This window comes from Vibrio sp. RC586 (assembly GCF_000176715.1).
Classification (GTDB): domain Bacteria; phylum Pseudomonadota; class Gammaproteobacteria; order Enterobacterales; family Vibrionaceae; genus Vibrio.
In genome coordinates, this window is sequence record NZ_ADBD01000008.1 from 602,004 (window position 1) to 615,635 (window position 13,632).

8 protein-coding genes are annotated in these 13,632 nt (G+C 36.8%); 5 read left to right on the forward strand and 3 right to left on the reverse strand.

The features are described 5' to 3' along the window. Window positions 1-364: 364 nt before the first annotated feature. The 5 genes from VOA_RS07895 (at window position 365) to VOA_RS07880 (ending at window position 10,849) form a co-directional block, all read left to right on the forward strand. Complete coding sequence (locus tag VOA_RS07895) at window positions 365-4,147, forward strand: RHS repeat protein (RefSeq protein WP_000411258.1); 3,783 nt, start codon at window positions 365-367, stop codon at window positions 4,145-4,147. Between the two features lie 9 nt (window positions 4,148-4,156). Beyond that, window positions 4,157-5,392, forward strand: coding sequence for an RHS repeat-associated core domain-containing protein (locus VOA_RS07890; protein WP_000933861.1), 1,236 nt, complete (start codon window positions 4,157-4,159; stop codon window positions 5,390-5,392). Between the two features lie 257 nt (window positions 5,393-5,649). After that, the gene (locus VOA_RS18910) at window positions 5,650-6,783 is read left to right on the forward strand and encodes a hypothetical protein (RefSeq protein ID WP_000836407.1); all 1,134 of its coding nucleotides are present in this window, start codon (window positions 5,650-5,652) and stop codon (window positions 6,781-6,783) included. A gap of 682 nt (window positions 6,784-7,465) precedes the next feature. Further along, entirely contained in the window at window positions 7,466-9,688 is a 2,223-nt protein-coding gene (locus tag VOA_RS07885) for a leukocidin family pore-forming toxin (RefSeq protein WP_001125266.1), read from the forward strand. A gap of 234 nt (window positions 9,689-9,922) precedes the next feature. Continuing rightward, on the forward strand, window positions 9,923-10,849 hold the full coding sequence (locus VOA_RS07880; RefSeq protein WP_000488527.1) for a helix-turn-helix domain-containing protein: 927 nt from the start codon (window positions 9,923-9,925) through the stop codon (window positions 10,847-10,849). Here the strand turns inward: VOA_RS07880 and VOA_RS07875 are convergent. The 3 genes from VOA_RS07875 to VOA_RS0117980 all read right to left on the reverse strand — a co-directional run. Next, a complete protein-coding gene (locus VOA_RS07875; RefSeq protein ID WP_000335210.1) occupies window positions 10,846-11,565 on the reverse strand; it encodes an EAL domain-containing protein in 720 nt (239 codons plus the stop codon). The two genes, VOA_RS07880 and VOA_RS07875, sit on opposite strands and share 4 nt — an antisense overlap. Then, complete coding sequence (locus tag VOA_RS0117975) at window positions 11,553-11,957, reverse strand: hypothetical protein (protein ID WP_001106092.1); 405 nt, start codon at window positions 11,955-11,957, stop codon at window positions 11,553-11,555. Before VOA_RS0117975 ends, VOA_RS07875 begins: the two co-directional genes overlap by 13 nt. A gap of 1,478 nt (window positions 11,958-13,435) precedes the next feature. Continuing rightward, the coding region (locus VOA_RS0117980) for an integrase core domain-containing protein (RefSeq protein WP_000440270.1) at window positions 13,436-13,632 on the reverse strand (197 nt) is incomplete at its 5' end.

Here is a 13,632-nt window from a genome sequence, read left to right on the forward strand (position 1 = left end):
TTCCAAATTGTAAATTGCCTTTTAATTATTTAGAAATATATAGATACGAAATTAATTCTTACCGTGAAAAAATAAAAGTATCAATTAAAGTGTGATCTTGTTTGGGTTATTGGTTTTTTGAACTATGAATATTGGAATGATTAAGTAATTATCAATGTAAATACTATCAGAAAAGAATGTTAAGCGATATCAACATAACACTCCACGTTGATATTAGTTTAAAGAAATCAAAGTAGAATTCCCCATTACGTAGCGGAAACTGGGAATTTTAACACTCTACCTCGGTGGTTGAGAATTTTAAATATGGTAATACTGTGTTCATGCAGTAGAGGTTATTGCATTCTTAAAATAAAGTTGGTGTAAAATGGAAAAAATAATCAGTAACGCATACAATTTCTCAGATTTCATTAGTTCAGGGGTTGATCCTAGAACGGGAAGCTATTCTGCACAGATTAAATTATTATCCTTGATAGGGAATCGTCTCAATGGTCCTTACTTTGATGTGACTATTGGTTATAGCATGAATAATCCTCTTGATATCGGATTTGGTCGAGGTTGGTCATTACCACTGAGTTCGTTTGATAAAGCAAATTCTACTCTTAGTTTAAGAAATGGTCAGCAATTCAAAATTGAGTGGGACTCAGCAAAAAATGAATATGTAGCACCATACTATAAATTAAAGGATGTGAATATTTACTATGTTTCCACTCCAGGGACAGAACAAGGAGAAATAAAAGTCGTCCATAGTTCTGGTGAGGTAGAATTTATCGATTGGAATGAGGGAACATTAAGCCGATGGTACAATGCAAAAGGTCATCATCTTCAATTTTCTTACTGGTATAATAATTCACAAAGAATTTTATATAAAGTAGAAGATAGCTTTGGTCTAAGCCTTCATATTGATACATGGTCTGATGAGTGGTCGACACAAATTTCATTATATAATAACGAAAGTTTATTGAAATCATCAACTGTCCATAAAGTCGGTGGCGGAAGCTTTAAGCGATTGTCATATATCACCTTGCCAAACCGAGAGGATCTTAGTTTTAAATTTGAGTATTCCTGGTTCAATGAAACAGGAATGGATCTATTGACAAAAACAACCTATCCAGCCGGATATTCAGAAGAAGTCACGTACTATGAGCGTGGGTTTCTAATGCCTGATGGTGCACCTAATAAATATGTGCCACAAGTCACGAAAATGACGGTTTATCAAGGAGATGGAATACCGGCTCGAGTTCATGCATATACTTACTCTGATAAGAATTATCTCGGTTTTGCCAGTGATGCCGCATATATTCCAGGTGAGGATACGCTTTTCCAAGCAGCACAAGATTATAAGTATTCATCGAAAGAGGTTATAGATAATTACATTGAAATACAAAAAATTTATACCAAGTATCACTTGATTGAGCAGGAGCGTTATCTATCCAAAGGTGATGTGTATCAAGAGATAAATTATGAATATTATGCTAACAATGCTGTAGGTATTAAGTATCAGGTTCCCCAATATACCTTTCTTAAAAGAAAAGAAATCAACTTTTTTAACTCATCATCAGTAAGTAAAAAAGTTGAAAGTTACAAATTTGATGAATGGGGTAACAATCTAGAGCATACTAATGAGACTGGTATAACAACAGTCAGTGAGTATAAAGCAAATTCACAGGGTAGTTTTAAAAACATCCCCGTAACACAAAGTATTTTGGATAGGGGCGGAAATCTAGTAAATAAAAAGGAATTTACTTATAAAACATTACCTTCTCTGCTTGATGGCCATTCTTTTTCTGTTCTTACAACAGAAAAGATTAATGGGTTGGTGACGAATTATCATTTTTATGAAAACCGACAAGACATTGAGGTTTATGGTAAAAAGAGGGAGGAATCTACAACGGCCCTTGGTGCGGAGCCAATGCGTTATTCATATACGTATGATTTTACTCAGGACCGCATAGTTTACCAAGTAACTACCGCAAGTGGTTCTCTATCTCATTCTAATATTGAACATTATGATTACTTTACAGGTCAGCTTATTTATAAAAATGGTTCTGATAGTATAGAGCTAAGAGTAAATTATGATGAGCTAAACCAAATCACAGAAGAACGGCTATTAAAAGATGGCAGCGATTATTCTGAAAAAATATATAAAAGTCATATTAGCAGTGATAACTATGTATTAAGCATTGAAGAATCAGAGGGAGAAACAACAGTACAAACTTGTAGTGCTAATGGTCATGTCCTTTCAATGGCAACCAAAGTGGGTACTAATGAAATTACGGCATACACAAATCAATATGATTCATTTGGACGTAAAATCTCAACGACACAATACGACACTCTGGATACAAAAACATTAGAACTAACAACGTACTATGAATACGACTTATATGGTCAAATTTATCGTACTACCTACCCTTCTGGAGTGGTAGAAGTTAACCAATTTGATTATGCATCTCGAACTCATACTAAAGGTATTGTCGGGAAAGGATTCGTAATCTCCCATCAGGATGCATGGGGTAATACGATTTTGGAACAATATTTTGACCGAGCTGATCAACTTATTTATGAAATCCCATATCAGTATGACTTAGCAAACCGACTCATTCGCACCGAAACAAGTCGTGGCGCAGTGATTGAATTTAAATACGATGTGTTTGATCGTGTGATAGAAAAAACGACCCGTTTTTCTGGTAAGAATGGTCCAGAGATATTTACCGATAAAATGAGTTATGACAATAGAACCGAAGATGAAAGTTTAACTCTTCATACAAGAGATGGGTTACTGGGTAATAATGAAAATACGCATGCCACCATTATTAGTAACCGATACGATGGTTTTGGTCGACTGATAGAAAGGCAGGTGAATGGATTACGTTACCAGTATAAGGATTATGATGACTCAAACCGTTATCAAAAAGTCATTCTGCCAAATGGTCACGCAACAACGTATAGCTATGATCCTGTGCTCGGATTAGTAACAAAGCAAGAAATTAGTAATGATCCATCTTGTACTCGGAGTTTTAGTTATAACAAGCGTGGATTGGTTGTGAGCGATGCCGCATCAATGAGTAGCACTCAATATGAGTATGATGCACTTGGAAATCTCAGTAAAAAAATAGTGACGAGTCTAGGTGCGACAGCTGAAAACGCCGTATTTTCATACTCAGCAAAGGGACTTCTATTGTCTATGCGCGATTTTACCGGTAGCACTAAGGCACTCACTTATGATGACTTTGGCCGTGTCCAGCAACTCGTTTTTGGGAATAGCAATGCAACAGCTGTTGTGAATCTTAACTATGACCAATTTGATAGGCTTGTTTCGCAGCGTTATGAAGATGGAAGTGATCATGTCGAAATGTACTTAGATTACGGTGCTAATGATATGGAAAGCACTCGCCGCTGGGTTTGCAATGGTCAAGAAACATTAAGAATGGATCTTTCCTATGATACTTCAATGCGTATTATTAAGAGAAAAACCATGACAAATGGAATCATTCAAACAGAAACATTTGATTATGACCAACTTGGAAGAATTGTAGAATTTGTCAGTTCGGGGGCCAATCCACCCCAAGATATTATGGGAAGATCGATAGTAAAGCAGCAGTTTCATTATGATCATTTTGATAATATTACTGATTTAACCACCCATTATGACAATGGAATTGTGAATACTGAAAGTCGCATCTTTGATGCTAAGATGCCAACAAGGTTAATCAACATTTATAATACACATGAGGATTTTACTAACCAAACCTTTGAATATGATGAACTTGGTAATCGTATTAATTTAGCACAGAGAGACTACCAACTTAGCTATAACAATTATGGTCAACTTTCTGAAATTCGAGATGATCAAAATAAGGTAATTCGTAAGTACTATTATGATGCTATTGGAATGCAAAGTGTTTCGGTTGATGCATTAGGAAATATTGCTCAACTTTATTACCACCATGATGAATTAGTTGCGATAACAAGGGCAAATGAATCATTGGCGTTCTCTGGATCAAATGGTGGAAAAGCATTAACGATTACTACCGATTTAAATATTACCCAAGCTAATTATAACTATTTAGATGGAACAAACAGTAATTTAGGTTCTACTCGTGATCAGGTAACTGTTGCCAGTTCATCATATCTACCATTTGGATGAGGATAACCCATGTTGAATAATTTAACTCGACGTAATTTTTTAAAACAAACGGCTTGTATCAGTGGGGCAACATTATGGTCATTCAAAGCTTTTCCTGTGAATGCTATGGTTTTCGACAAAGTGCTCCCACTATCTATTGACTTAGGGCAATTTGGTTATCATGGTCACCGCCTAGAAACACATATAGGTTTTTATCATACGGGTAATGGCTACCGTATTTATGACCCACTTTCTCAAAGTTTTATGCAATTTGATAATTTAGAATCGCCTCATGGTAAGGGGGGGATAAATGGGTACAGTTATTGTGTGAATGATCCCATCAACCAATTTGACCCTACTGGAGAATTTAACTTTAGAGGTTTTTTCTTCGGGTTATTTAGTTTTATTGTTGGGGTGGCCGTTGCTGTTTCAGCTGTTGTTACGGGAGGTGCAACCCTTGGTATTGCATTAGGTGTAATTGGCGGTGTGACAAGCGCAGTAAGTGGGGTGCTTGATATGGCTGTAGCGGGTATTGATGATAATTCACACCCCGCAACAAAAGGGCTAAAAATTGCTTCGGCAGCTTTTGGTTTAGCTGGAGCGCTGGTTGGAGGTGCAAACAGTATAGCTTCAACAATTAAAGCTGGAAGTGGCATGTCTTTTGCGCATAAAGCGTGGGGCTCAAAGTCATTTATTAAAATTACAGGTTTTTCTAATAAAAATATATTAGGTCAAATATCCCAAGCTCCGGCAATAAAATTTGTTGGGTTATCAGCAGATATGCTTGGCGTTGCTGGAGCATCAATGGTGATGGCAGCGACAGTGCAAGATGATAAGAAGCTAAAGTTATGGGGATCAATCATTAAATTCGGTGGTGGGATAACGAAAGGGATCGTAAAAACAGTGGATAACTGGAATCCAAAATTAGTGACATCATTTACCGGAAAATCATTTGGGCAAACAAAACAGAGTTGGATTAGTTCAGATAAGAAATTTGATATGAGAGTGGATTGGGCGAAGCGAGGCCTATCAATAGCCAAAGACCCTTGGTCAATAGCCGATCAAGTGGTTGCTCAAAAACAAGTGAATAGTAGTTCAAATGAGTCAGAAGTTACTCAATCTTCATCGGCATTTGTATCGAACTCAGCTATTCATGCCCCTTTAGTCATGAATGCGTTACATCAAGGAATTAGCCAAAGACAAGAATTCTATTCTCGCTTTGTTGACACTACGATTGGTGATGGGCTTCTTATTGGTGCGGCATAAATACATTTTGTAAGTGTTAGGGTTTATAAAAGTTATTATATAAGGAGGTGATGTAAATTATTGATAGCATGTATCACATTAGTGGAAATTCCACTCCATCATATGAACGGAATGATATGTGTATCGAGTGTGATATTTAATTAATCATTTTATCTTTGTAACACCTACATCAAAGTCATCAAGGGTGTTGTAAATATTATGGTTCTTAAAATTTAATATAACTATTTTAAGTTCTTAATTGAACAGGAGTTTTATTTATGAAAAGTATTAGTGTAATATCTAGCTTGTTGATCTCAATATTAGCATCGTCAGGTGCTACAGCTCTTTCTTTGCCACCTGAGGGGTATTTCCCACCTGAGCCACCAAATCCACCAGTCTCCGCAACAAAATCGTTGAGTATCTCATCTAGCCTAGGTGATAAAGTAGAGATCTATGCGAATGGTAATATGCAGGCTAAATTACTGGTTAAGTATGAATTATCTAGTGGCTTTTATAACCCAAAAATAACGCTCAAACAGAAAGATCTTGGAAGTGATTTACCATCAACTTGGAATGTTTCCTTTATTGACAATGGGTTTAGTCATTTACTCGATACAAGATCGATAACAGCTAGGAGTTTAGAAAAGAGCCAGACAGCGGAAGTTGTATATGTGACCTCTAAAGAGGTGGATTATATGGATATTTGTGTTGAGTTGACAGCTGAACATATTAGACACGGGGTGAAGACAAGTTCAACTTGCTTTGAGAATACAAATCAAGATAGAGTACTTGTGACTGCAAAACAACCAGTAATCTATTCTAATAACGATTTTGAAATCAAATATACCAATGAGGTGAAAAATAAAAAACTGACAATTAAAAACTATTCAATATCTCCTAAAGAAAATGTAAAAAATTTGGTTTTTAAAGTTGGAGATGGACATCTACGCGTTCCTGATAGTAAAAATAATGTCTACTCAATCCCCAAAAATTCAAAATTACTACAAGTTAATTCTAACGGAAGTTATCTTAGTTTTGCTGAGTTTTTACCTGGAGGTATAAATACTTACAGAACAGAGAGTAGTATTTCAGATCCATGGGTACTTGAAGTTCTTAATGACTCAAAAGCATTATTAAATCTTGCTTATGGTACAGGAAATGATTTAGTTACAACTACTAATACTGATAAGTGTATTAGATGGGGTTTTCGACCACTTCCAACAGGATCAGGATATGTGAAATACTGTATAGAATTCCAAAAAATCAAAACAAATGCTTGGCCTATGCCTCTTGCTACTACGCATCGTAAAACTCACAACATTTATATGATGGATAATTATGGCACATCACATAAATTGTCATTTAGATTCATAGATGGAGCACTTTACTATGGAAATGAACATATAAAATAGTAGATATACTAGATAAGTATTAATAGAGAAATAAGCTTCGCAGACTATAATGAATAGGTGAATATGTAATATATTCATGAAGCCATAACAAAAAGGTTGATATATTTTATTGGCCTTTTTTATTTGTAAGTAAAAATTATAGCTGCCTTAGAGGATGATGCTTTCTACAAGGCTACATCAGTATCGATTATTTAATTCAATCTAATTTAGTTCAAATTAAATTAGATTGATTATTGAAAATACTAGGATTTGGTTAATGACTCTGTTGTGAAAATAACCTGTTTAAATTGTGATCTTCTGCGGTGGAATTCATGGCAACAATTTTACTTTCTTAATTGATAGATATATCTAAGTAGTGTGTGGTGATAGAAAGAGAGCTTCTCAAACCTAATGTTGATGAGGTGATTCTATCTAGATAGCGGTGTATAGAGTGGTAACGTGCTTAGGACCACAACTTCAAGGATGAGCATGATCATAATGCATGAGGTGTCTTCAAATCTGTTGGCTTGACTCAGTGAGATTAACCCCATTTGAGTGGATGGAATTGCACTTTATCTGTGTGAATCAAATAGGCATGATGAGTTGCATATCAGCTCTTGGTTATATTAAGCAATTGAGTTAACTCATCTGTTTGAAAACATTCTTATATAAAATCTAAAATAATTGAATCAGTGAGGTTTATATGCCAAAACTCAATCATTGTGCAGTGGCAATTCTGTCTATACTCGGACTAATCTCTAGTCACATAGCATTTGCTAATATTAATGAACCCGTTGGTGAAGCTGTTGATATTATTAGTCAGGTGACTGATAGCCATGCAATAAAGTATTACAATGCAGCAGAATGGCAATCGGAGGAAAACCGTTTTCCCAGTTTGTCTGAATTACGCGATCAAGTTATTAATCAACAGTTACGGATACTGATGGATTTCAGTCAAATCGCCGATCTGGAACTTCAATCTGCATTGCAAGCCCAGTTTAGAAAAACCTATGGAGTGGGCTTCACTAATGTGTTTATCGCGATCACAGAACATAAAGGTGAGTTACTGTTTACACCGTTTGATCAGGCACAAGATGTGGACCTAACTCTACTGGAGGCTCCGCGTACAGCAAGGTTGCTTGCTCGTTCAGGGGCTTCTCGTAACGTATCTAGCAACAGTGAAACCAATACCCTGCCGCATGTTGCGTTTTACATCAACGTTAACCGTTCAATCAGTGATCAAGAATGTACCTTCGACAACTCTTGGTTGTGGAAAAATGACAAAGGCAGCCGTTCATTTTGTAAAGATGCCAATATCTCACTGATTTACCGAGTTAATTTAGAGCGTTCGCTGCAATATGGGATTGTGGGTTCCGCCACGCCGGATGCCAAAATTGTGCGCATCAGCCTAGATGATGACAGCACTGGCGCGGGGATTCATCTTAATGATCAGCTTACCTATCGTGTCTTCAAAGCTGATTACGCAACGTTGGATGCTTACTTCCGAGAGTGGTCAACGGATGCGATAGCACAAGACTATCGTTTTAGCTTCAATGCATTAAATAACAAAGCGCAGATTTTAAAAACCTTCCCAGTCACTAACGTCAACGCCAACTTTGAGCGTAAAGAGGTGTCAGGTTTTGAGCTAGGCGTTTCTGGTGGAGTGGAAGCCGATAAAAATGGCCCGAAGGCGAAGCTAGAGGCAAAAGCAAGCTATACACAGAGTCGTTGGTTGACCTACAACACGCAAGATTATCGGATTGAACGTAATGCAAAAAATGCGCAAAACGTCAGTTTTACGTGGAATCGCCAACAATATGCCACGGCTGAATCCTTACTTAACCGCTCGACCGATGCATTGTGGGTAAACCAATACCCAGTGGATGTGAACCGAATCAGTCCACTGAGTTACGCCAGTTTTGTGCCCAAAATGGATGTGATCTATAAAGCATCACCGAAAGAGACTGGAAGTACAGATTTTGTGATCGATTCTTCGGTCAATATTCGCCCGATCTATAACGGTGCTTACAAGCATTATTACGTGATTGGCGGACACCAGTCCTATCATGGCTTTGAAGACACGCCGCGCCGTCGAATCACCAAGTCAGCAATCTTTACGGTGGATTGGGATCACCCAGTCTTTACCGGTGGCCGGCCAGTGAATTTGCAGTTAGCAAGCTTCAACAATCGCTGTGTTGAAGCGGGTATAAAAGGGGTATTAAAAGCTAGAGTCTGTGATAAACAAAATGCCGCACAATCATTTATTTATGATCAGGACGGTCGCTATGTAAGCGCTAGTGATACCCAGTTGTGTCTTGATGGAGAAGCCTTAGAGGCTTTACAACCTTGTAATAGCAATTTAACTCAACGTTGGGAATGGCATGAGGGTACCGATGAGTTGAGTAATGTGCATACCAAGGAAATCTTAGGGCATAACAAGCAAAGCGGTGAACTTGGTCTTTATACAGCAAATAGTGATACGGTGAGCCTACGCACGATTACTTCTTACACTGATGTCTTCAATGTGCAGGAGAGCTCACCCATTCTCGGTTTTGCTCAAGGGGAAGTAAGCCATCAACGTGTTGGGCAGAACAACAAGATTTATGTTCGATCTGGGGCGGCGATTGATGCGATAGGAACTGCATCAACTTTGTTGGTCGGTGGAACGGGTGGCTCTTTGCAAACGGTAGATTTGCAAAATCTCAAAGCCATCAAAGCCATCGCGGGGGACTTCTACGGAGGCCAGCAGTTGGTGGAATTAACTTTCACTTACCGTGATGGAAGCCAAAAGGTACTTGGTTCAAAAAAATCGGCGACAAATACTCACGCAGAGAGTTTTGAAATTCCAAATGGTCGCCAAGTTCAACAACTGAAAATTTGGGCCGATGATTGGTTAGTGAAGGGTGTGCAGTTTGATTTGAACTAACTTTTTGCAGAACCTTACTAAAGAAAGCCTCAACGAAAGTTGGGGCTTTTTACATGCAAATAAGACCTAAAATTCACTAAAAAGTGAGCTCACGGTTGAGATGATAATATTTACTATCAATTGATGAATAGATGAACGAACGAGTGATAGCTTGACTGTATGCACAAGCTTGATTAACGTACAGAAGGATCAATATATATCTGATGAATATTCGTATACAGGGATGGTTCAGAGATGTTCAGAAAAGCATTAATGACTTACAGAAAAAAAAATGGTTTAAGCCAAGAAGAGATGGTCGAACAGCTTGCTGATATGGATACCTCTTTAGAGGGCTTAGATCGCGTCACTTACTCAAGATGGGAGAGAGGTATCACAAGCCCATCAATGCATCGTAAATATATTATCTTGAAAAGACTATATCTCTATGATGCACTTTTTGCTGAGCTAGCAGAAAGCAATAAGAGTAAGGTAGCTGAACAGCAGGACATAGTAAATAAACGTTTTGCCAGCTCTTCTTTGGCGACTGACCATTTTTATAATTCAAATGATGAGGTTAAGTATGTTTTAACCTCAAGTTTAGGATATGACGAATTTGATTTTTTTAGCCAATATGGAAAACAAGTATTTGATCATGAGTTATCCTATGAGGAGTCGTTGAGATTTGAAAATGGATGCTTGCTCAATGTGTTTTATAGTTTTTATAATGAACTAGGTTCTTTGTCTGGTCATGCTTTTTTTCATATTCTTGATATCGAACATCTTTCATTATTAGTGCCCGAGTTATCAAATGATAAAAGATTGGTTGATGTTGATAAAGTACTTTTTGTTGGAAGCTCATTTACAGCTTCGAAAAATATGTTCTTGGCTGCATCGTATTTATTAAAAGATGTGCTATTGGGATATCCAGATATTGAATATATATATGCAAGAGTATTTAATGAGTTTATCTTTAAGTTCTACCAGGTTCAAGGTGCAGTGATTGTAGACCGAAGTGAACCTACAGAGAGCGGCATTGCCTATAAAAATAAGCAATATAAATGGATTGGCGTGATGATATCCATAGATGATTTCTTTAAAAATAATGCTTTAGTTCCTAAGAATAAGCCAAAATTTTTAATGGAATTAGATATGAATAATCATCAACTTCCTCTGTCTGATTAAGCAAATTGGGTTTCATCTCCAAAGTGAAACCCTTGCAATGCAAATGGTGTTAAAGATTTAGCGAATTGATATTGATCGTCAGTTTCAACATTTTCAATAATCACTTTTTCATTTTCAATAGAATCGAAAAATTGAGCTAGCTTTCTCTTTTCTTGACAGGTTTTAGGAACTCGGATTTTAATGTAGTCATAAACTCCAGATTTATATTCATGCTCCCTAAAATCACTTGTATAAATATCATAATCATCGGCAGCTAGTGGAATATCTAACACATTCAATAGTAAAAGTCCATCCGAAAGCCTTTTACATGATTGACAGCTATTTCTTTCGGTGATTTCTATGATGAGCTCAGTACTTTGCTCTTTAAGTAGATTCGAGAAGGCTTTAAGCTCACTTAATAGAAAATAGTCACAAAGGTTACTACGTTCCAAGTTAATGAAGAGCTTTTTATTTTCTAGCATTTTGGGGAGTTGCTTATTGTTCTCAATTGCAAGCTGAATTGTGTTGAGTAAGCTTCTCACAGCATTAGGGTGTTTTATCTGTTTATTGTAAATGTTTGACTTCTCAGTTTCTGAAAGATTCGCACCATCGATAAGGATTTCATATCCGATTGTATAACCTGTTTCAGGCTCTACAATATTTTGTAGCTTATATTTTATATCGGAGAATTCTATGTTTCCTAAATTTTCAGCGAGTTCAAAAATCAGCTTGCACATTTCTTCGTTTCCTTTACTAACATGTACCCATTATTGCGAATGTTAACGATCTGATAACCAAAGTTATTTACCGTTAAGTTTGTTTGAAATACTACTTGTGTAATGTTATTTTTAGACTTTAATTCTTTCCAAATATAGTGGCTGATCTTCTCATATGAGATAGGCCTTCCAGTTGGGTTTTGTGAAAAAAGGCAGAGTAATAGCACTACATTCTTACTGACTCTTTCGCGTGTGTCTAAACTATAAATAAATCCATCACTTCCCCCAATAAAGCGAGAAGAAAACTCTCTGTTTATCTCTTTTAGTTTTATACAACTTGAGCAATATTCACTCTTTTTTCTACTGTCTCTAGGTGCATAACAGAGACTATCAATATCAACAAAGTAGTTCATACCGACTCCTAAATTTATATCAAAATTTGTTCAATAAGATGTAATGATTGATAAAGAAACAGCAATAAAAATTATTATTTAAAATATGATCCTATAAAAAAAGCGCTTTAGACAGGGCATGTTTAACTGTTTTATTGAAAAAAATGCCACACTTTTAAGAAATTTAGTGGGTTTAAAATTATTTTTATATCACTTCATTTATTGACTATCTGTCACGCCTAAGTCTTAAGTATTGGTAGCTTAGTAAGTAGGGTTTATGTAATGGTTTTATTGTAACCACATAAATACCATTGTTTATCTAAGCTACTATGGTCATATCTAATTGTATACGGGCTTGAGTGAATATCTTGAGTTTTATTTTTGTGGCATTTGAATTCATAACAAAAATGAAAATGCTACAGATTACCTAGAAAACTACTGGTAAATTGATCTTATGATCGGTGAGGGCTGATGTATGCAATTGCAAAATTAGAAAAGGAATGTCAATTGTTGGCAAACATCAGTCAATCTTATGTGTGGCATTAGATATGAAGATGATATGCATGTTGGTTTGAATGAAGAGCGTTTTCTAACTAACAAGCATAAATCAGTGGATGCTTAGAGCTAGAAAAAGAAAGCATGGCATATTAATGCTAATGCCTGTGGTATCAAAAATCTCAAGAAGGTAAAGTTTAATAAAAATAAAAATAAAAATAAATGATTGATATTTAAAGGGTTGTGTTTTTTATGTCAGAAATAAAAATAATTTTCTTTGAGATTTTTTTTAAAAAAAATAAGGTGTTAAGACTGTTTACTCAAATGATAACTCTATATGCCTTCTGGTTTATATATCCATGAGTCTTAATTGGTATGCAATAGACGGCTAGGATAATTGATCGGTTGTCAGTAAAGATTTCGGTTAATTAAAGTATTCAGTTCTAATTATTTTCTGCTATCCACCAAAGGGTATTGGAGGTATATCAATTGTCAAAATTGTGGCGAAACAATAAAGATGGTAACTTTTCACAGGCAGACTGGCATAAATCAATAAAAAACAGACTCAAACCGAAAAATTAAAATGGTAACTATTGTGCAACACCTACCTAATATCATCCAAAGACCAACTAATAAATTTGGTAACTTTTGCCCTGAATGACTAGGAGGACTAGCGGGGGCATTTGAATCGGATAAGTAGTGGCCGTTACCGACCACCACTCTCCTAAGAACCGTGCATGCGAGTTTCCCAGCACACGGCTCAAGCCTTTCTAAGGCCGGAATCGGGTTCCGCCGAAGAACCCCAAAAAGTGACGATTCTGAGATGAATCGCCCCGCTTTTCTTAGACACTGTTCTGATTAGAATGGACTGCCCACGGTTGATTAGACACCTCCAGGCTATTCTTTGAGCACAGGAGGAACCAGGATGAGCAACAAAAGATACATGCCAGAATTCAAGGACGAAGTCGTCAAGCAAGTTCTTGAACAAGGGCATTCTGTAGTGGTCAACTAAATCCGGACACCTGTTTAGACCGATTCTCGGCTTCCGCAGGCGGCACCCCATCATTATGTTGATGGGGCCGTTGCCAGTTGTAGTAATCCATCAGGTATGCGGCGATGTCCCGTTTGGCTTCACGAGCGCTCATATACCCAGTTGATGGGATCCATTCTGTTTTTAAGCTCCGGAACAACCTCTCCATGG

What these genes read in the sequence shown, in the direction of transcription:
- VOA_RS07885 (WP_001125266.1), top strand. Translation starts at nt 7,466, where the DNA reads ATGCCAAAACTCAATCATTGTGCAGTGGCAATTCTGTCTATACTCGGA.
- VOA_RS0117975 (WP_001106092.1), bottom strand. Translation starts at nt 11,957, where the DNA reads ATGAACTACTTTGTTGATATTGATAGTCTCTGTTATGCACCTAGAGAC.
- VOA_RS07875 (WP_000335210.1), bottom strand. Translation starts at nt 11,565, where the DNA reads ATGTGCAAGCTGATTTTTGAACTCGCTGAAAATTTAGGAAACATAGAA.
- VOA_RS07895 (WP_000411258.1), top strand. Translation starts at nt 365, where the DNA reads ATGGAAAAAATAATCAGTAACGCATACAATTTCTCAGATTTCATTAGT.
- VOA_RS07880 (WP_000488527.1), top strand. Translation starts at nt 9,923, where the DNA reads ATGTTCAGAAAAGCATTAATGACTTACAGAAAAAAAAATGGTTTAAGC.
- VOA_RS18910 (WP_000836407.1), top strand. Translation starts at nt 5,650, where the DNA reads ATGAAAAGTATTAGTGTAATATCTAGCTTGTTGATCTCAATATTAGCA.
- VOA_RS07890 (WP_000933861.1), top strand. Translation starts at nt 4,157, where the DNA reads ATGTTGAATAATTTAACTCGACGTAATTTTTTAAAACAAACGGCTTGT.